17 protein-coding genes are annotated in these 19,802 nt (G+C 64.3%); 14 read left to right on the top strand and 3 right to left on the bottom strand.

Annotation, left to right across the window (positions count from 1 at the left end):
• Positions 1-408: 408 nt before the first annotated feature.
• Together H0Z09_RS26775 and H0Z09_RS26770 are read left to right on the top strand one after the other, a co-directional pair.
• On the top strand, positions 409-801 hold the full coding sequence (locus H0Z09_RS26775; RefSeq protein WP_186694822.1) for a DUF4398 domain-containing protein: 393 nt from the start codon (positions 409-411) through the stop codon (positions 799-801).
• 9 nt (positions 802-810) lie between these two features.
• Positions 811-1,584 carry an OmpA family protein gene (locus tag H0Z09_RS26770; protein WP_186694820.1) on the top strand — a complete coding sequence of 258 codons (774 nt, stop codon included), beginning with the start codon at positions 811-813 and terminating at the stop codon, positions 1,582-1,584.
• Between the two features lie 6 nt (positions 1,585-1,590).
• Here H0Z09_RS26770 and H0Z09_RS26765 read toward each other — a convergent pair whose 3' ends face one another.
• The 3 genes from H0Z09_RS26765 to H0Z09_RS26755 form a co-directional block, all read right to left on the bottom strand.
• Positions 1,591-3,051 carry an aldehyde dehydrogenase family protein gene (locus tag H0Z09_RS26765; RefSeq protein ID WP_186694818.1) on the bottom strand — a complete coding sequence of 487 codons (1,461 nt, stop codon included), beginning with the start codon at positions 3,049-3,051 and terminating at the stop codon, positions 1,591-1,593.
• Between the two features lie 178 nt (positions 3,052-3,229).
• Entirely contained in the window at positions 3,230-3,943 is a 714-nt protein-coding gene (locus H0Z09_RS26760) for a cupin domain-containing protein (RefSeq protein ID WP_186694816.1), read from the bottom strand.
• 22 nt (positions 3,944-3,965) lie between these two features.
• The gene (locus H0Z09_RS26755; protein ID WP_186694814.1) at positions 3,966-4,817 is read right to left on the bottom strand and encodes a GNAT family N-acetyltransferase; all 852 of its coding nucleotides are present in this window, start codon (positions 4,815-4,817) and stop codon (positions 3,966-3,968) included.
• A gap of 593 nt (positions 4,818-5,410) precedes the next feature.
• Here H0Z09_RS26755 and H0Z09_RS26750 point away from each other — a divergent pair.
• From H0Z09_RS26750 to H0Z09_RS26695, 12 genes are all read left to right on the top strand, one after another.
• Positions 5,411-6,079: a haloacid dehalogenase type II gene (locus H0Z09_RS26750; RefSeq protein WP_076950956.1), complete on the top strand. Its 669-nt coding sequence runs from the start codon at positions 5,411-5,413 to the stop codon at positions 6,077-6,079.
• Between the two features lie 22 nt (positions 6,080-6,101).
• Positions 6,102-7,376, top strand: coding sequence for an FAD-binding oxidoreductase (locus tag H0Z09_RS26745; RefSeq protein ID WP_186694812.1), 1,275 nt, complete (start codon positions 6,102-6,104; stop codon positions 7,374-7,376).
• 94 nt (positions 7,377-7,470) lie between these two features.
• Complete coding sequence (locus tag H0Z09_RS26740) at positions 7,471-9,108, top strand: ABC transporter substrate-binding protein (RefSeq protein ID WP_186694810.1); 1,638 nt, start codon at positions 7,471-7,473, stop codon at positions 9,106-9,108.
• 13 nt (positions 9,109-9,121) lie between these two features.
• Positions 9,122-10,078, top strand: coding sequence for an ABC transporter permease (locus H0Z09_RS26735; protein WP_076950953.1), 957 nt, complete (start codon positions 9,122-9,124; stop codon positions 10,076-10,078).
• Positions 10,075-10,950 (top strand): ABC transporter permease, encoded by an 876-nt coding sequence (locus H0Z09_RS26730; protein ID WP_186694807.1) that lies wholly within the window; start codon positions 10,075-10,077, stop codon positions 10,948-10,950. The genes H0Z09_RS26735 and H0Z09_RS26730 overlap by 4 nt, the downstream gene beginning before the upstream one ends.
• 1 nt (position 10,951) lies before the next feature.
• Entirely contained in the window at positions 10,952-12,793 is a 1,842-nt protein-coding gene (locus tag H0Z09_RS26725; RefSeq protein WP_186694805.1) for an ABC transporter ATP-binding protein, read from the top strand.
• Positions 12,790-13,098 carry a (2Fe-2S)-binding protein gene (locus tag H0Z09_RS26720; protein ID WP_076950950.1) on the top strand — a complete coding sequence of 103 codons (309 nt, stop codon included), beginning with the start codon at positions 12,790-12,792 and terminating at the stop codon, positions 13,096-13,098. Before H0Z09_RS26725 ends, H0Z09_RS26720 begins: the two co-directional genes overlap by 4 nt.
• Positions 13,080-14,456: an FAD-dependent oxidoreductase gene (locus H0Z09_RS26715; RefSeq protein ID WP_186694803.1), complete on the top strand. Its 1,377-nt coding sequence runs from the start codon at positions 13,080-13,082 to the stop codon at positions 14,454-14,456. Before H0Z09_RS26720 ends, H0Z09_RS26715 begins: the two co-directional genes overlap by 19 nt.
• Positions 14,453-15,607 carry an FAD-binding oxidoreductase gene (locus H0Z09_RS26710; protein WP_186694801.1) on the top strand — a complete coding sequence of 385 codons (1,155 nt, stop codon included), beginning with the start codon at positions 14,453-14,455 and terminating at the stop codon, positions 15,605-15,607. The genes H0Z09_RS26715 and H0Z09_RS26710 overlap by 4 nt, the downstream gene beginning before the upstream one ends.
• Positions 15,604-16,761, top strand: a complete 1,158-nt coding sequence (gene argE / locus H0Z09_RS26705; protein ID WP_186694800.1) for an acetylornithine deacetylase — start codon at positions 15,604-15,606, stop codon at positions 16,759-16,761. The genes H0Z09_RS26710 and argE overlap by 4 nt, the downstream gene beginning before the upstream one ends.
• Before the next feature lie 117 nt (positions 16,762-16,878).
• Positions 16,879-18,339: an NAD-dependent succinate-semialdehyde dehydrogenase gene (locus tag H0Z09_RS26700; RefSeq protein WP_186694799.1), complete on the top strand. Its 1,461-nt coding sequence runs from the start codon at positions 16,879-16,881 to the stop codon at positions 18,337-18,339.
• Between the two features lie 20 nt (positions 18,340-18,359).
• Positions 18,360-19,439 carry a tartrate dehydrogenase gene (locus H0Z09_RS26695; RefSeq protein ID WP_186694798.1) on the top strand — a complete coding sequence of 360 codons (1,080 nt, stop codon included), beginning with the start codon at positions 18,360-18,362 and terminating at the stop codon, positions 19,437-19,439.
• The last annotated feature ends 363 nt before the right edge of the window (positions 19,440-19,802 follow it).

Raw genomic sequence — 19,802 nt, 5'->3', positions numbered from 1 at the left:
GGTCGCCTGACCCACCGCTTTCGCAGCCTCGCTAAAGCTCGACAGCTCCCACAGGGAGATTGGTCAACTGAAAGTTGTGTAGATACCCATGCTGCGATGGCATCAACTGAGTGTGCCTGAGGGACCGAGGTGTCTGCATCGCAGGCAAGCCAGCTCCCACAGAAAACCATGATCCAGGCTGACTTTCTGCGTTTGCGCGTCTCGGAATTTTCCGACAAGGTTTTCGGGTTGTCGCTCGGCTCGAACACAGCCTGTTTCTCTGAGAGAAATCCCACAACTAAGTGGGATTTTTCATTCTTCCTGCCCGTTTTTTTCTTCCTAGGATGGTGCGGTCGCTTGAACGCAAGCGAGGCGGCAAGGCTGTTCCCATCAGCCCAAAGCCCTCAGTGAATGCTTAGGAGTCAAAACATGAAGATGACCAGTGTGAGCAAACGCCTGCGCCGCTCGGCCTGGGCCGTGATCGTCGCCGGTGCCTTGGCAGGCTGTGCCGCGACGCCGCCGCCTGCGGCAAAAATCTCCCTGGCCCGTGATTCGGTAGGACGTGCCCTGGCGGCACAAGCGACCCAGTTCGCCCCGCTGGAGATGAAGACCGCCCAGGACAAACTGGCGCGCATGGAGCAGGCCATCGGCGAAATGAATTACGTCGAAGTCGACGCCTTGGCCGACCAGATCGAAGCCGACGCCAGTCTGGCCGAAGCCAAGGCCACTGCCGTGCGTAAACAACAGGTCTTGAAGCAGGCGCGAGAGGGCATCCAGGTGCTCAAGCAGGAAATGCTCAACGCCCCCGCGACTACCCACTGAGGATCCCCCATGCGTGCCACTTTAGTCATTCCCGTTCTTTCGGCCCTGGGCCTGGCGCTGGCCGGTTGCGCCACCCCTCCGGAAAATCCACAACTGCTGCAAGCGCGCAGCCAGTTCTCCAGCCTGCAGGAGAAACCCGAGTCCAACACCCTGGCGGCGGTCGAAACGCGCATCGCGTCCAACGCGCTGGACCGCGCCAACCAGGTGTCACTGCACAGCCGTACCGACCCGCAGATCGACCAGCTCGCCTACTTGGCAACGCAGAAAATCGCCCTGGCCGAGCAGACCATCGTCAGCCGCAAGACCGACGCCCAACTCGATAACATCGCGGTCGACCGTACCCAGGTGCAGCTCGACGTGCGCACCGCGCAGCTCAAGGCGCTGCAAGCGATCAAGGCCCAGCCGACCGAGCGTGGCCAGGTCGTCACCTTTGGCGACGTGCTGTTCGATACCGGCAGGGCCGACCTGAAGCCGGGCAGCCAACGGGACTTGCAGGGGCTGGCGAACTTCCTGGTGCAGAACCCGGAACGTCAGGTACGCGTAGAGGGCTTCACCGACAGCACCGGTGGCGATGCCTACAACCAGCGCTTGTCCGAGCTGCGTGCCCATGCGGTCGCCCGTGGCCTGCAACGCCTCGGTGTGGGATTCGAGCGCATGGCGGTGGTCGGCTATGGCAAGCAATTCCCGGTCGCCGACAACCTGAGCGCGCCGTCACGCCAGTTGAATCGCCGTGTGGAAGTCATCGTGTCCAACGACGCTTCGGCGGTCAGCGCGCGGCGTTAAGCGCAATCAGTCAAAGCCGATGATGGCCTTGGTTTCCAGGTATTCCTCAAAACCAAAGACACCGTACTCCCGGCCGTTCCCCGAGCGCTTGTAGCCACCGAAGGGCGCCATGGGGTTCCAGGCCGGGTAGTTCAGGTGCACTTGCCCGGCCCGGATGCGCGACGCGACGGCACGTGCAAGGTCAAGGTCCTGCCCCTGAACATGGGCGCCCAGCCCGTAGACCGTGTCGTTGGCGATCGCGACCGCTTCATCGACCGTGTCATACGCAATGAGGCAGAGCACCGGGCCGAATATTTCCTCTTGAGCGATGCGCATCGCCGTGGCCACTTCAGAGAACACAGTCGGTCGGACATAAAATCCCTTTGCAAAACCCGGCGCACGCCCGGGCCCACCGCACACCAGTTTTGCCCCTTCATCGAGACCTGCCTGGATCATCGCTTGAACGCGATTGAATTGCGCTTCGTTGGCTATCGGGCCCAATTGGGTCGCATCCAATTGCGGCTCACCGACGATCAGAGCATTGGCAGTCTGCGCCGCCAGGGCTTCGACCTCTGCCAGGCGGTTCCTGGGCACGATCATCCGGGTCGGCGCGCTGCACGACTGCCCGACGTTGCGAAACGCCGACAGCACGCCCAGCGGCACGGCCTTGGCGAAGTCTGCGTCGGGCAACAGCACATTCGGCGACTTGCCGCCCAATTCCTGTGTGACCCGCTTCACGGTCGTGGCGGCGGCCTGTGCAACCAGCGCACCGGCGCGGTTCGAGCCGGTGATGGAAATCATATCGATGTCCGGGTGGGCCGCAATGGCGGCGCCCACTTCCGGGCCGCTGCCGTTGACCAGGTTGAACACGCCGGGCGGCACGCCTGCGTCGTGCAGCAGTTGTGCAAAAAGCAGGGCGCTCAGGGGTGACAGTTCACTGGGTTTCAAGACGACGGTGCACCCGGCGGCGATGGCCGGCGCGACTTTTGCGGTGATTTGGTACAGCGGCCAGTTCCAAGGTGTGATCAGGCCGCACACCCCGATGGGCTCGCGTTCAATCGCAGTACCGTTCTCGACCGTGCGAAAGCGATAGCTGGACAGCAGTTCCCGTGCAACGCGAACGTGTTCGGCCGCCAGCGGCACCTGCATGGCTCGCGCAAAACCGATGGCGGCACCCATCTCGAGCGAAATGGCCTGCGCCAGTGCCTCTTTGCGCTCAAGGATCAGCTCATGGATTTTTCCGATGACATGCGCGCGCGACTCGACGGAGCGAGCAGACCACTCAGGGAACGCTGCACGCGCCGCCGCGGCCGCGCGGTCCACATCCTCGGCCGAGCCGCGCGCCACCTGCGCCACCACCTCTTCGGTGGCCGGGTTGACCACCGGCAAACTGGCCGGGACGGCAGGGTTCGTCCAACGGCCGTTGATGTAAAACTGCTGGGACGTTGGCAGATCAACGCTGTCGCTATTCGAAGAGTGTGTGGTCATCCAACGGGCTCCTTGGAGCGGTGATAAGCGCTGCGAACAGCGGGGCCGGGCGTCTGGATACGCTAACAAAACCACCCAGGCGAAAGATGCCGTAGTTCAAGCCTGCAAGGAATATTCTGCTGAATCCGGCTCGGTATGTGAGAGGCGTCGAAGGTGTGATCGGATCGCGCTGATCCGCTCACTTCACCGCATACACCTTGCGTACATAAACCGTGCTCTCCCAGGCGCACGGTGCGCCTTTGGCCACGAAAACCGTGTCGCCGGGGTTGACGGTCAGGTCGCTACCCTGGTCATCACGCAACGTGACGCTGCCTTCGAGCAGGTGCATCAGTTCGTGCAATTTGTGCGGGCGGCCGTGGCGGGTGTAGGGCGTTGAGTCCCAGAGGCCGATGCGCAACTCGGTGGTCGCGTCGTCGAACAGGTTGAGCGCGCGGCACTGCGGCGTTGGGCCGATCAGGATCGCCGGTTCCGGGGCGGCCGAGGGGTCGAGCAGGGTGCAGGGGTCGAGAAAGGTCAGGCCGGGGCGGGCCGGGGCGTCGGCCAGGTTGAGGGCGCAGAACGCCCATTCACTGTGGTCGTTCGCCTGCACGGTAAGCTGGGTACCCCGGCCGATCACGGCGCTTGCGCCGACGCCCAGCTGCAACGTTTGTCCCGCGCTGCTGAGCACCACATGGCCGGCGTGCACCACTAATGTCTCGCTGTGGGGGAAGTCTTCAATCACGGTGTTACCGCTGAACCGCACCCTGCCCGCGGACACACCGTCATCGCCCAGCCAGGCGAGTTGGCGGCTGTCGCCGAACGGATCAAGCGCGCTCAGCGCTGCGTGGTTGAAGGACGTGGCAATGCGGCTGCCATCGGCGCGTGCCAACAGCAGGATCTGGGGTAATGACATGGGTATTGCTCCGTGAGGGAAGTCAGCCGATCGCCTGGGTGATCAGGGCAAAAGGCTGCACGCCCTGGCTGGCCTGGGGCGGTGTACCGAGGGCCATCTGTGCGACGGTGTCGATGTTCTTCAAGCCGGCTTGCTCGAGCCAGTCGCTGAGGCCACACGCCACGGGGATGTCGATGCGCACGAAGGTGTCGGGGACCTGCGCCAGTAACGCCGCGATCAGGTGTTTGGCCTGGTTGAGGTTCTCGGCCACCACCGGGCCGATGCAACGGCCACGGCCAAACGGGCGTAGCAGGGCGAGGCCGCGTAACTGGCCATCGCGTTCGATGCCGACCGCGTGTTCGACCTGCAGGTCGCGCAATACTTCACGGCGATCCAGGCCGCTGGCGGCCTTGGCCAGGGCCAGCAGCGTGGCGTGATCATCGGCGCCCAGCGCACGGCAGCTTTCGCCGGGTGCCAAGGCCGCAAGGTCGGGCACCAGCGCCTGGCCTTGATGCTGCTGGACCCGGCCATACTCGACAAAGCCCTGGCTGGCATACAGCGGCGCGCCGGCGAGCGTGGCGTTGAGCAGGGGCGTGCGTGAATCGCAGGCGGCGAGGGCCTTTTCCATCAAACGGCGACCGATGCCTTGGCCTTGGTAGTCATTGCTGACGATCACCAGGCCGATGCTCGCGTAATCGCCCTGTGGGCAGGTGAAGGCGCTGCCGATCAGGCGATCGCCGTCCATCACCACGAAGCCGTCGCTGACCCGTTGCAACATCGCCCAGTCTTCCAGGCGGTGCGGCCATTTGAGCTGCACCGACAAGGCATGGGCGGAGGGCAGGTCGGCCACTGTCATCGGGCGGTAGATATAAGTGGGGTGTGGCAGGGCGGACATGGCGAGCCTCCGTTTTGCGTGGTTTGTGTGTCGCTGGCTGCTTGTATCCCATCTGGTCTGAAGGCTGGCAAGAGGGGCGGGTACATTCGGTAGATTCCTCGGGCTGTGCGAGGCGCGGCCACAGTTGCTACTTAATTGGTGCGGGTGCGCAGCAGCAAATGCTTTGTAGTGAGCGGGCTCGCCCCGCGCTGGGGGGCGAAGCCGCCCCAAACCGGGCGACTCGGTTTTATCTGTAAATCGGCGGTGACTGCATTAGGGCGGCTTCGCCCCCCCAGCGCGGGGCAAGCCCGCTCACTACAGGGCAGGCTAAGCAACTCGCCACACTTTCTGCCGCCCGCACCCCCCATTCTTAAGCCTCCGCCACCGGAAAGCCCCCTAAAAGCGCACAAACAAAGGCCCTGCCCAAGCCTGGCGCGCACCGCAAAGTCTGCTGAGGCCAGCCACCAAAACGGTGGTTTGTATTGAGCGCAGGTCGTTTTAGACGGCATATGCTGATTTCACAGTGGTGTAATGAAGCTGTGCTGCAACGAGGCCGACGCGCCGCCAGGGCAGCGAACGCTTGCCACACTCAACTGACTTCAGGACCGCACTCCATGAGCTTTCTTCGTCCCAAATTCATTACGTTCGACTGCTACGGTACGCTGACCAACTTCCACATGGGCACCATGACCCGCGAGCTGTTCGCCGACCGCATCACACCCGAGCAGATGGACCAGTTCGTCAAGGACTTCTCGGCCTATCGCCTCGACCAGGTCATGGGCGACTGGCGCCCCTACGACGACATTCTCAAGACCGCCCTGGCGCGTACCTGCAAGCGCTGGGGTATCGACTACCGCGAAGAAGGCCAGTTGTATTACGACGCCGTGCCGACTTGGGGCCCGCATGCGGATGTGCCGGCCGGCCTGTCGAAGATTGCCGACAAGATCCCGCTGGTGATTTTCTCCAACGCCAGCGACAGCCAGATCATGTCCAACGTCGACAAGCTTGGCGCGCCGTTCCACAAGGTGTTCACCGCTGAACAGGCACAGGCCTACAAGCCGCGCCTGGCAGCGTTCGAGTTCATGCTCGACAACCTCGGCTGCGGGCCGGAAGACATCTTGCATGTGTCTTCCAGCTTCCGTTACGACCTGATGCCGGCCCACGACATGAAAATCAAGAACAAGGCGTTCGTTGCCCGTGGCCACGAAGTGCCGGGCAATGCGTTCTACGGTTACCAGCAGATCACCGATATCGGTGGCTTGCCGGCGTTGGTCGGTCTGTAAACGCGCACCTCGAGGGCACGACATGGGCAGTGAATCCTATTGGCTCGACACCGCACCGGCGTTTACCGGTACCCAACCGGGTGGCTTGCCCGGGCAGGTCGACGTGGCGGTCGTCGGCGCTGGGTTCACCGGCCTGGCGGCGGCGCGGGCATTGGCGCTCAAGGGCGCCAGCGTGGTAGTGCTGGACGCCGGGCGGGTGATCGGTGAGGCCTCGGGGCGCAACGGTGGGCAGTGCAACACCGGGGTGGCCCAAGATTATGCCGGGCTGCATGCCAGCCTCGGTGCGGCCAAGGCACGCGCCTATTACCAGGCCTATGAAAGTGCGGTGCACACCGTGGTTTCGCTGGTCGAGCAGGAAGGGATCGCCTGCGACATGGTGCGCAATGGCAAGCTGAAGCTGGCGGCCAAGCCGATGCATTACGAAGGGCTGGCCCGCACCTGCGAGTTGATCCGCCAAGAGGTGGATGCCGATGTCGAGTTGCTCAGCGCCGAGCAGACCCGTGCCGAAGTCAATTCGGCGCAGTTCCATGGCGGCTTGTTGCAGCGCAACGGCGTGCAGATGCACGTCGGCCGCTTTGGCGTCGGCCTGGCCGAAGCGGCGGCGCGACGCGGCGCGATGATCTACGAGCACACCGCGGTCAAGGATTGGAAACCCCAGGCCGGCGGCTACCAGGTCAACACCGCCAAGGGCTCGCTGCATGCCGGGCAAGTGCTGCTGGCGACGGGCGCTTGCCAGCACGGCGACCTGGGCTGGTACCGCCGACGGATCGTGCCGGTGGGCAGCTTTGTCATTGCCACCGAAGTCTTGCCCCAAGCGCTGATCGATCAACTGCTGCCCCAACACCGGGCTTATGTGACCAGCCGCATGATCGGCAACTACTTTCGCCTGACCCCGGACAACCGCCTGCTGTTTGGCGGGCGTGCGCGGTTTGCCATGTCCGACAGCGTCTCCGACGCCAAGAGCGGCAAGGTGCTGCAGGCCGCGATGCTGAACATGTTCCCGCAATTGGCCGGCGTGAAGATCGACTACTGCTGGGGCGGGCTGGTGGACATGACGTCCGACCGCCTGCCCCGCGCCGGCCAGCATGGCGGCGTGTTCCATTCCATGGGCTACAGCGGCCATGGCGTGCAGATGTCGGTGCACATGGGCCAGGTGATGGCCGAGGTCATGGCCGGCAACACGGCGGCCAACCCGTGGGGCGAACTGGACTGGCCAGCGATCCCGGGGCATTTCGGCAAGCCGTGGTTCCTGCCCTTCGTGGGGGCTTATTACCGCTTCCAGGACTATTTGCACTGAGTCGCCGTTGTTGCGTCACCGTCGTTTGTGTTTCCAGGACGCTGCGGACATCCGTAGCACTCGATTCTTCCGATTATCGACAGGTAGCCTTGATATGACTGACAACAAAAACACCCCCGAGCTTATCTCCGGCCAGGACAGCCTGCGGGTATTCGAAAGCCTCAACCGTGGCATGTCGCGCCGCAACGCCCTGCAGATGCTCGGCGTGGCGGGTGTCGCCGCGGCTGGCGCAGGCAGCCTGTTCGGCGCCGCCGGCAAGCTGTTCGCCGAGGAGGCAACGCAGGCGGGCAAGGGCAAGCCAGGCGGCAGGATCCGTGTTGCCGGCATGTCCAGTTCCACCGCCGATACCCTCGACCCGGCCAAGGGCGCGCTGTCCACCGACTACGTGCGCCACTTCATGTTCTACAACGGCTTGACCCGTTTCGATAAGCACCTGGTGCCGCAACTGCAACTGGCCGAGCGGATCGACAACACCGACGCCACGCTGTGGACCATCACCCTGCGCAAGGACGTGACCTTCCACAACGGCAAGAGCCTCACCGCGGCTGACGTGGTGTTCTCCCTCAGCCGTCACAAGGACCCGCTCACCGGCTCCAAAGTCATGCCGCTGATGGAGCAGTTCGCCGAAATCAAGGCCAGCGGCCCGAACGAAGTGCAGATCCGTCTCAGCGCGCCCAACGCCGAGCTGCCGTCGATCCTCGCCGTGTCGCACCTGTTGATCGTGCCCGAAGGCACCACCGACTTCAGCAAAGGCATCGGCACCGGGCCGTTCACGGTCGGCGAATTCAAGCCGGGTGTGCGCTCGATTGCGGTGCGCAACAAGAATTACTGGAAACCGGGCCTGCCGTACCTCGACGAAATCGAATTCATCGCCATCGGCGACGAGCCGTCGCGGGTCAATGCGCTATTGTCCGGCGACGTGCACATGATCAACGAGGTCAACCCGCGCTCCACCACGCGCATTGCCGCCAGTGCCAAACACCGCGTCGTCGATGCGCCGTCGGGCAACTACACTGACTTGATCATCCGCCAGGACCAGTTGCCCGGCAAAAGCCCTGAATTCACCCAGGCCATGAAGCTGCTGCTGGACCGTGAACAGGTCAAGTCCGCAGTGTTCCGTGGCTTTGCCGTGGTCGGCAACGACCATCCGATTGCGCCGGGTTCGCGTTACTTCAACACCGACCTGCCGCAGACGGTCTACGATCCGGAAAAAGCCAGGTTCCTGTTGAAGAAAGCCGGCATGGAAAAAATCACCATGCCGGTCATGGCGTCGCCTGCCGCCACCGGCTCGGTAGACATCGCCGTGCTGTTGCAGCAATCGGCCAAACAGGCCGGGCTCACCCTGAACGTGAACCGCCTGCCCAGTGACGGCTACTGGTCCAACCACTGGATGAAGCACCCGTTGAGCTTCGGCAACATCAACCCACGGCCGAACGCCGACGTGATGTTCTCGCAGTTCTTCCAGTCCAAGGCGCCGTGGAACGAGTCCGGCTGGCAGAACGAGCAGTTCGACCAACTGCTGATGCTGGCCCGTGGCGAAACCGACGATGCCAAGCGCGCCAGGATGTACGGCGACATGCAGGCCCTGGTGCACGACCACTGCGGTATCGGCGTGCCGGTGTTCATCAGCAACATCGACGGTGTCGACCAGCGCATCAAAGGCTATGACGCCAACCCGCTGGGCGGCTTCATGGGCTACATGTTCGCCGAGCAGGTGTGGCTGGACGCGTGAGGAGGGCAGTGCGATGAATAGCAATACCCTGTGGTTGATCGGCCGGCGCTTCGGCGCCGGGGTCGTGACCCTGTTGATCGTGTCCATGGTCGTGTTTGCGATCACGGCCGTGCTGCCGGGGGACGCGGCGCAACAATCCCTCGGCCAGTTCGCGACCCCTGAACAGGTGGCGGCACTGCGCCTGAAACTGGGGTTGGACCAGCCCGGTGTGTTGCGCTACCTGCACTGGTTGATGAGCCTGCTCACCGGCGACATGGGCGTGTCAGTGTCCAACGCGATGCCGGTGGGTGAGTTGATGGCGGGGCGGGTGCCCAACACGTTGATGCTGGCGGGCGCAACGGCGTTGGTGTCGGTGCCGGTGGCGCTGGTGCTCGGCATCGGCTCGGCGATGGGCCGGGGTGGACGTATCGACAGCTGCCTGAGCTTCGTAACCCTGGCGATGGTCGCAGTGCCGGAGTTCCTGGTGGCCACCCTGGCGGTGCTGATCTTCGCGGTCAACCTCGGTTGGCTGTCGGCGCTGTCTTACGCCAGCGACATCACCTCGCCGCTGCAATTCATGCGCACCTATGCCTTGCCGGTGATGACCCTGTGTTGCGTGATCGTGGCACAAATGGCGCGCATGACCCGCGCCGCCGTGATCGACCAGCTCGACAGCCCCTACGTGGAAATGGCCCGGCTCAAGGGCGTCAGCCCGATACGCATCGTGTTGCGCCATGCCTTGCCCAATGCGATCGGGCCGATTGCCAACGCCATTGCCCTGAGCCTGTCATACCTGTTGGGGGGCGTAGTGATCGTCGAAACCATCTTCAACTATCCGGGCATCGCCAGTTTGATGGTCGATGCCGTGACCAACCGTGACATGGCGCTGGTGCAAGCCTGCACCATGTTGTTCTGCGCGGCCTACCTGGCCTTGGTGCTGCTCGCCGACCTGTGCGCAATCCTGTCCAACCCGAGGCTGAGAAACCAATGAACACGCTCATTGCGAAGTCAAAGCCTGTCTCGTCGGCCCTGGCACTCGCCAAGGTTTCCAGCGGCCCGTCGTGGCTTGGGCTGCTGGGCGCCGTGGTGTGCGTGGCCTGGTTGCTGGTGGCGCTGTTCGGCCCCTGGCTGGCGCCGCACCCGGTGGGTGAGGTGGTGTCCGACAACATTTTCGAAGGCTTCAGCCTTGCCCATCCGTTCGGCACCGATTACCTGGGCCGCGACATGCTCAGCCGCGTGCTCGTGGGCGCGCGCTTCACAGTCGGCCTGGCGCTGGTCGCGGCATTGTTGGCCAGTGCCCTGGGCACCGGTTGTGCGCTGTTATCGGTGGTCTCGCCCAAGTGGCTGGACGAAATCATCAGCCGCATCATGGATGCCTTCATCTCGATCCCGAGCAAAATGCTTGCACTGATCATGGTCTCGGCCTTCGGCTCGTCCGTCACGCTGCTGATCTGCACCGCCGTCATCAGTTACATCCCCGGTTCGTTCCGCGTGGCCCGCAGCATGGCCGTCAACATCGAGGCTCTGGAATACGTGCAGGTGGCGCGAACCCGGGGTGAACGACGCCTGTATGTGGCGTGCATGGAGATTCTGCCGAATATGCTCAACCCGGTCTTGACCGACCTGGGCCTGCGCTTTGGCTACATCGTGCTGTTGCTCAGCGGCATGAGCTTTCTCGGCCTCGGCGTGCAACCACCGGACGCTGACCTTGGCTCACTGGTGCGCGAAAACATCGGCGGGCTCAACCAGGGCGCGCTGGCGATCATCATTCCGGCGCTGGCCATCGGCACGCTGACCATCGGTGTGAATCTGTTGATCGACTACCTGTCGTCCCGACGTAGTCGCCGCACGGGAGGCCATTGAAATGACCGAATTGATTCGTGTCGAAGACCTGCGCGTGGTCGCGTGTGGCGAACGCGGCGACGTGGAAATCGTCAAGGGCGTGAGTTTTTCCCTGGAAAAAGGTGAAGTGCTGGCGCTGATCGGCGAGTCCGGATCGGGCAAGACCACCATCGCCCTGGCGTTGTTGGGCTATGCCCGGCGTGGCTGTCGCTTGTCCGGCGGAGTGGTGCAGGTCGGCGAACACGACATGCTCGCCCTCAGCGAAAAACAGCTGCAAGGCCTGCGCGGCAACCGCGTGTCCTATATCGCGCAAAGCGCCGCGGCGGCGTTCAACCCGGCCAAGAGGCTGATCGACCAGGTGGTGGAAGGCGCGTTGATTCACGGCCTGGGCACCCGCGCCGAGCTGCACGCCAAAGCTATCGGGCTGTTTCGCGACCTGGCCCTGCCCGACCCCGAACGCATCGCTCGACGCTATCCGCACCAGGTTTCCGGTGGGCAGCTGCAACGGGTGATGGCGGCAATGGCGCTGATCAGCGATCCGTTGCTGGTGGTGCTCGACGAGCCTACCACCGCCCTCGACGTGACCACCCAGATCGACGTGCTGCGCGCCTTCAAGCGTGTGGTGCGTGAACGTGGCGCAACGGCGGTGTACGTGTCCCACGACCTGGCGGTCGTCGCGCAAATGGCCGACCAGATCGTGGTGCTCAATGGCGGGCAGATCCTTGAGCAAAGCGCCACGGCGCCGCTGCTCCAGGCCCCGGCCCACGAATACACGCGCAGCCTGCTCGCCGCCGCACGCCCGGACACCACCCTTCGCCCGCCATGCGGCATCGCCCAGGACGTACCGTTGCTGACCATCAGCGGCCTCACCGCCGGCTACGGCAACAAGAACATGCACGGCATGCCGTCGATTCGGGTGCTGGAAGACATCGACCTGACCGTGCGACGCGGCCAGGCCATCGGTGTGATCGGTGAGTCGGGTTCGGGTAAATCCACCCTGGCCCGCGTGGTCGCAGGGTTGCTGACGCCGGCCCTGGGTGGCTTGACCTTCGACGGCCAAGCCTTGGGCGGCAGCCTCGCAGAGCGTACGCCGGAACAGTTCCGGCGGATCCAGATGGTGTTCCAGAACGCCGACACCGCGCTCAACCCCATGCACAGCGTGGCGAGCATTATCAGCCGGCCGCTGAAAATGTACTTCGGCCTCAAAGGCGCGGCGCTGCAATCGCGCATCGGCGAACTGCTCGACCTGGTGCGCCTGCCCCGCGACCTCGCCGAACGGCGCCCCAACGAACTGTCCGGCGGGCAGAAGCAGCGGGTCAACCTGGCCCGCGCATTGGCGGCCAAACCGGATCTGATCCTGTGCGACGAAGTCACATCGGCCTTGGATACGGTGGTCGGCGCCGCGATCCTTGAACTGCTGCGCGACCTGCGCCAGCAACTCGGCGTGTCGTATCTGTTCATCAGCCATGACATCTCCACCGTGCGCGCGCTGTGCGATGACATTGTGGTGATGTACAGCGGCCACAAGGTGCAGGCCGGCAGCCGCCAGTCGTTTGCCGAGGCGCCGTTCCATCCGTATACCGACTTGCTGATCCACTCGGTGCCCGAATTGCGCCAGGGTTGGCTGGAGCACTGCGGCGCCACCAGCGGCGCGCTGCCGCCGGTTGGCGAGCGCGCCAACGTGCAGGAACTGTGCACCTTTCTCGACCGCTGCCCGGTGCGCATCGATGGCCTGTGCAACCGCACTGCGCCGAAGCGTCGCGCCCTGGACAACGGCGGTGAAATCCTTTGCCACCACGACAGCGCCCGGTTGCGCGACACGCAGCAGGGCGTTACCACCACGAACTTGGGAGCGTATGCATGAACGGGCGTTTTGTGAGGCTGGCCGAACAGGGCCGGCCGGCGGTCAGCCTGACAGTGGATGGTGCGCCCATCCAGGCCTTGCAGGGCGACACGCTGATGGTCGCGCTGCTGACTCACGGCACTGCGCTGCGCCAGTCCGAATTCGACAGCGGGCGCCGCGCCGGCTTCTGCCTGATGGGCGCCTGCCAGGACTGCTGGGTGTGGACCCGCGCCGGCGAACGCCTGCGCGCCTGTTCCAATGAAGTCCGTGACGGGCTGGACATTGTCACCACACAACCGGAGGCAACATGGCCACTGCACGGGTAGTGATCGTCGGTGCCGGACCGGCCGGCGTGCGTTGCGCCGAAACCTTGCTGGCGGCCGGCATCAAACCGATCCTGATCGATGAAAATCGCCGCGACGGCGGGCAGATCTACCGTCGCCAGCCAGAAGGTTTCACCCGCGACTACGCCACGCTGTACGGCAGCGAAGCCGCCAAAGCTCAGGACCTGCATCAGAGTTTCGACCGCCTGCGCGAGGCCATCGACTACCGTCCCGATACCCTGGTATGGAACCTCACGCCGGGGCAGTTGTGCTGCGTGAGCCAGGGCCGGCATCGCACGGTGGATTACGACGCGCTGATCCTCTGCACCGGCGCCACCGATCGCTTGATGCCCATCGAGGGCTGGCACCTGGCGGGCACCTACAGCCTGGGCGGCGCGCAGATCGCCTTGAAAAACCAGGCCGTGTCCATCGGCCATCGGGTGGTGTTCATGGGCAGCGGGCCCTTGCTGTATCTGGTTGCCAGCCAATATGTCAAAGCCGGTGCCGAGGTGGCGGCGGTGCTCGATACATCGCCCCTGAGCCTGCGGTTGAAGGCCTTGCCCAAGCTGCTGGCGCGTCCGGGCGTGCTGTTCACCGGGATCAAGCTGCTGGCGCAGCTGTACCGCGCCAAGGTGGCGGTGCACCTGGGGATCAAGCCGCTGCAAGTGCTTGGCGATGCAAGCCAGGGCGTAATGGGCGTGCGCTTCACCACCGGCAGCGGCCGGACCGCGACGGTGCAGGCCGATGCCGTCGCGCTGGGCTATCACCTGCGGCCCGAGACCCAGTTGGGCGACCTGGCCGGTTGCGCCATGGCGTTTGATCAGGCGTCGAGCCAGTGGTGGCTGGCGACCGACGACGCCGGCCGCACCTCGGTGAAGGGCGTGTACGCGGCCGGTGACGGCGCGAAGATCCGTGGCGCCGACGCCGCCGAGCACGCCGGGCGCCTGGTGGCGTTGGCGTTGCTCGAGGACCTGCAGCAACCGGTGGACAGCGCTTTGCGAGACGGGCAACAGCAAGCCTTGGCGGTGATGGATCAATTTCGCCTTGGCCTGGCCCAGGCGTTCCCGTGGCCGAGCGAGCAGGCCAAGGCGCTGCCCGACAGCGCCATCGTGTGCCGCTGCGAAATGATCAGTGCCGGTGAACTGCGCCGCACCGTGAACGAGAAGGGTGCCTGTGAAGTCAACCGCGCCAAGGCATTCAGCCGCGTGGGCATGGGCCGTTGCCAGGGGCGTTATTGCGCCCACGCCGGCGCCGAAGTGATTGCCGCCGCCGCCGGTGTGCAGGTGCAGGAAGTCGGGCGCCAGCGCGGCCAGGCGCCGGTCAAACCGTTATCAATGCTGATCGAGGAGGTCGCGCCATGAATGTGCAAAAAGCCGATGTGGTGATTGTCGGCGGCGGGTTGATGGGCTCGGCGGCGGCGTTCTTTCTGCGCCGGCGCGGCCAGTCGGTGATCCTGCTGGAGCGTGACCAGATCGGTCAGTACGCCAGCGGCGTCAACTTCGGCAACGTGCGGCGGCAAGGGCGCTTCCTCGGCCAACTGGCCCTGGCCAACCGTTCATGGGCGCTGTGGAAACGCCTGCCGGAACTGATCGACGATGACCTTGAATTCATCCCCAGTGGGCACATGCGCGTGTGTTACCGCGAAGACGAAATCGCCGAGCTGGAGGCCTATGCCGCCGCACCGGAAGCGGCGCAACTGGACTTGCGGATCTATCGCGGCGCCGAGTTGCGCCAGCGTTTCGGCTTTCTGGGCCCCGACGTCAAAGGCGGCTCCTACGCGCCCCACGACGGCCATGCCAACCCGCGCCTGGCGGCGCCTGCGTTTGCACGTGCCGCCACGCGTCTGGGCGCACGGATAGAAGAGCGCAGCGAGGTCGCCGACGTGCAGAAGGTCGGCGGCGATTTTCACGTCACCACAACCGACGGCCGTCAGTTCCACGGCGCGCAACTGTTGATCACCGCCGGCGCCTGGGGCCAGAAACTCTCGGCGCAGTTCGGCGAACCGGTGCCGCTGGATACCCATGGCCCGCAAATGGCGGTCACGGAGCCGGTGCCCTACGCCTTGCCGACGGTAATCGGTGTGTACACCCAAATCCCCGAAGAGGTGATCTACTTCCGCCAGATCCCGCGCGGCAATATCGTCATCGGCGGCGGTTACCGCAGCAAGCCGGACATGCTCAACCGCCGCGCCTATGTGGAGCCGCGCAGCATCCTCAATCAGGTCAGCCAGATGCGTCGCCTGCTGCCGGGCGTCGGTAATCTGAACATTATCCGTGTGTGGAGCGGCATCGAAGGCTACCTGCCGGACTCGCTGCCGGTGATGGGCCCCAGTGGCACCGTCGACGGGTTGTTCTATGCCTTCGGTTTTTGCGGCCACGGCTTCCAGCTCGGCCCTGGCGTGGGGGATGTGATGGCCGAACTGCTCAGCACCGGCAGCACCAGCACCCCGATCGCGCCGTTCTCAATCACCCGGTTCGCCTTACCGGCCGAACAACGGAGCCAGGCCTCATGAAACCCCGCGTCCTCGAGATTCTCAAACGGCTGATGGCCTTTGACACGGTGTCGTCCGAATCGAACCTGGCCCTGATCGACTACGTGCGCGAGCTGCTGCTGACCAAGGGCATCGAGTCGTTGATCGTCAAGGACCAGAGCGCCAGGAAGGCCAACCTGTTCGCCAGCACCGGGCCCAAGGATCAACCTGGGGTGTTGCTGTCCGGGCACACCGACGTGGTGCCGGCGGCGGGGCAGGCGTGGACCTTTCCCGCCTTCGCCGCCACCGTGCAGGACGGGCGCATCTACGGGCGTGGCAGTTGCGACATGAAGGGCTTTATCGCCCTGGCCATCGACGCCATGATCGAGGCCGCCGACCACAGCCTCAACCGCCCGCTGCAACTGGCCCTGTCCCATGACGAGGAGATCGGGTGCGTCGGCGTACGGCGCTTGCTCGACGTGCTGCACCTGGCGCCGGTGCGGCCGTTTCTGTGCGTGATCGGTGAACCGACCAATATGCAGTTTGTGCTGGGCCACAAGGGCAAGGGGTCCTACCGCACCCTCTGCCGTGGCCAGGAGGCGCACTCGTCGTTGGCCCCGCGCTCGGTCAACGCCATCCATGTGGCCTGTGACTTCATCGCCGCCCTGCGTGAAAGCCAGCGGCAACTGCAAATCCACGGTGCCCAGGACACCGACTACGACGTGCCCTACAGCACCGTGCATGTCGGGCAGATTGTCGGCGGCAAGGCGCTGAACATCGTGCCTAACCTGTGCAGCCTGGATTTCGAGGTGCGCAACTTGCCGGCCGACAACCTGGATCAGTTCCTGGACCAGATGCGCGAGCGTGCCGAAGTGATCGTGCGCGAGGCGCAAAAACTTTCCAGCGTTGCGGCCATCGAGATTGAAACCATCAACGTCTACCCCGGCCTCGATACCCACCCCAGCGTCGAGGCGGTACATTTTCTCAGGCAATTCGCCGCGCCGGGTACCGGCACTGCCAAGGTCTCGTTCGGCACCGAAGGCGGTTTGTTCAAGCAGCGCCTGGATGTGCCGGTGGTGGTGTGCGGGCCAGGTTCCATCGAGCAGGCGCACAAGCCCGACGAGTTTATCGAGATCAGCCAGATGGACGCCGGCGAGCGCTTCCTGCAAGGCTTGCTCGGTTCGCTGACGGCCTAGCAGAGCCTGCCGTGCGGCGCGCAAATTCAGCACGGCACGCTGCTTCAACCGCGCTTTCGGCATCCTCATCCGCGGCGGTTCCCTAGACTGAAACCTGTCTCGGATCAGGACTCGACCATGCTCAAGAATCGCTTGCAAGACCCCAGCCTGCTGGCTGAACTCGCCTACGTGGATGGCCAGTGGATCGCCGCCGACAGCGGTGCCACCCTGGACATCCGCGACCCCGCCAACGGCCGGTTGCTCGCGCAGGTGCCGGCAATGGACGCGGTCGATACACGCCGCGCCATCGACGCCGCCGAACAGGCCTGGCCCGCCTGGCGCGCACGTCCTGCGGCCGAGCGTGCGGCGCTGCTGGAGCGCTGGTTCCAGGCGATGATCGACAACCTTGACGACCTGGCGCTGATCATGACCAGCGAACAGGGCAAGCCGCTGCACGAAGCGAAGGGCGAGGTGCGCTACGGTGCCGGCTTCGTCAAATGGTTCGCCGAGGAAGCGCGGCGGGTCTACGGTGAAACCATGCAGGCGCCCAGTGGCGATCGCCGTCTGTTGACGTTGAAACAACCGGTGGGCGTGTGCGCTGCGATCACGCCGTGGAACTTCCCCAACGCGATGATCACCCGCAAGTGCGCGCCTGCGCTGGCCGCCGGGTGCCCGATCATCGTCAAGCCGTCGGACCTCACACCGCTGTCGGCCCTGGCCCTGGCCGTGCTGGCTGACCGCGTCGGCATTCCGCCGGGCGTGTTCAACGTCATCACCGGGCTGCCCGCCGGCATCGGCGCGGAGCTGACCGGTAACCCGGCGGTGCGCAAGATCTCCTTTACCGGCTCCACGGCCGTCGGCCGCCTGTTGATGCGTCAGAGCGCCGAGCACATCAAGCGCCTGAGCCTGGAACTGGGCGGTAACGCGCCGTTTATCGTGTTCGACGACGCCGACCTGGAGCAGGCGGTGGCGGGGGTGATGATCAGCAAGTTCCGCAACGCCGGGCAAACCTGTGTGTGCGCCAACCGCATCCTGGTGCAAGAAGGGATTTACGAGCGTTTTGCCGCACGCCTGGTGCAAGAGGTGGGCAAGCTCAAGGTCGGCAACGGCCTGGAAGACGGCGTGACCATCGGCCCGCTGATCAACCGTGCGGCGGTCGACAAAGTCGCGCGGCATATCGACGATGCCCTGGGCCAGGGCGCCAAGCTGCTCTGCGGTGCGATCCCCAGCGGCGACAGCCAGTTCGTGCAGCCCACGGTGCTCGGCGACACCCACGCCGGAATGCTGCTGGCCAATGAAGAAACCTTCGGCCCGGTGGCGCCGCTGATGCGCTTTACCGATGAAGCCCAGGCGCTCGCGCTGGCCAACGCCACGCCGTACGGCCTGGGCGCCTATTATTTCACCCAGGATTTGCAGCGCTCGTGGCGTTTCGGCGAAGCGCTGGAGTTCGGCATGGTCGGGCTCAACACCGGGATTATCTCCATGGAAATCGCGCCGTTTGGCGGCATCAAGCAATCCGGGTTGGGCCGCGAAGGCAGCAAGTACGGCCTGGATGAATACCTTGAAGTCAAAGCCTTCCACATTGGCGGTTTGAACTGACAGTTAATGAGGGGTGATCCATGAGCAAGGCATTCAGAATCGCCGCGATTGCCGGCGATGGCATAGGCAAGGAAGTGTTGCCCGAAGGGCTGCGGGTACTGGAGCGGGCCGCCAAGGTCTGGGCGCTGGACCTGAGCATCGAAGTGCTCGACTGGGCCCACTGTGACTACTACCAGGAGCATGGGCAGATGATGCCCGAGGACTGGTTCGAACAGCTCAAGGGCTTCGACGCGATCTACTTTGGCGCGGTGGGTTGGCCGGACAAAGTCCCGGACCATATTTCCCTGTGGGGCTCGCTGCTCAAGTTCCGCCGTGACTTTGACCAGTACGTGAATATCCGCCCGGTGCGCCTGTTTCCTGGCGTTCCATGCCCGCTGGCCGGGCGGGAGCCGGGGGACATCGACTTTGTGGTTATCCGCGAAAACACCGAGGGTGAGTACTCATCGGTGGGCGGCAAGATGTTCGAAGGCACCGAGCATGAGTTCGTGCTGCAGGAGTCGGTATTCACCCGGCGGGGTGTCGATCGCATCCTCAAGTTTGCCTTCGACCTGGCCCAGACCCGCCCGCGCAAGCGCTTGACGGCGGCCACCAAGTCCAACGGAATATCCATCAGCATGCCGTACTGGGACGAGCGCACGGCGCTGATGGCGGCGAATTATCCCGAGGTAGCCTGGGACAAACAGCACATCGATATCTTGTGCGCGCGGTTTGTGCTGCAACCGGATCGGTTTGATGTGGTGGTGGCGTCGAATCTGTTCGGCGACATCCTGTCGGACCTGGGCCCGGCGTGCGCCGGGACAATCGGCATTGCGCCCTCGGCGAACCTGGACCCGCAGCGGCGGTTTCCGTCCCTGTTTGAACCGGTGCACGGCTCGGCCCCGGATATTTACGGGCAGAACATTGCAAACCCGATAGCGATGATCTGGTCGGGGGCGTTGATGCTGGATTTCCTCGGCCATGGCGATGAACGCTACCGGGCGGCGCATGATGGGATTTTGCGGGCGATCGAGGCGGTGATTGCCGAAGGACCGATTACACCGGATTTGGGCGGGAAGGGTTCGACACAAGAGGTAGGGCTGGCGATTGCAGCCAGGCTGTAACGCAGTCAACCATGTGGAGCTCCCACAAGAGATCTGCGTTGTCGGGGGGATCTCGGTTGTGCCTGCGAACACAATTTCTGCTACAACGCAGATCAACTGTGGGAGCTGTCGAGCCCCGGCGAGGCTGCGAAGGCGGCGGTACTGCTGGTATTTTCGTCGCCTGACCCACCGCTATCGCAGCCTTGCTAAAGCTCGGGAGCTCCCACAAGGGCTCGGCTGTGTCAGGTGAAGTTGGGTTGTGCCTGCGAGCGCAATTCCGGCAACGACCGAGCTCAACTGTGGGAGCTGTCGAGCCCCGGCGAGGCTGCGAAGGCGGCGGTACTGCTGGCATTTTCATTGCCTGACCCACCGCTATCGCAGCCT

It is taken from the genome of Pseudomonas sp. SWRI18 (assembly GCF_014268345.1).
Lineage (GTDB): Bacteria > Pseudomonadota > Gammaproteobacteria > Pseudomonadales > Pseudomonadaceae > Aquipseudomonas > Aquipseudomonas cedrina.
Note: the sequence above shows the minus strand (reverse complement) of the source record. Positions and strands in the feature narration are given on the sequence as shown.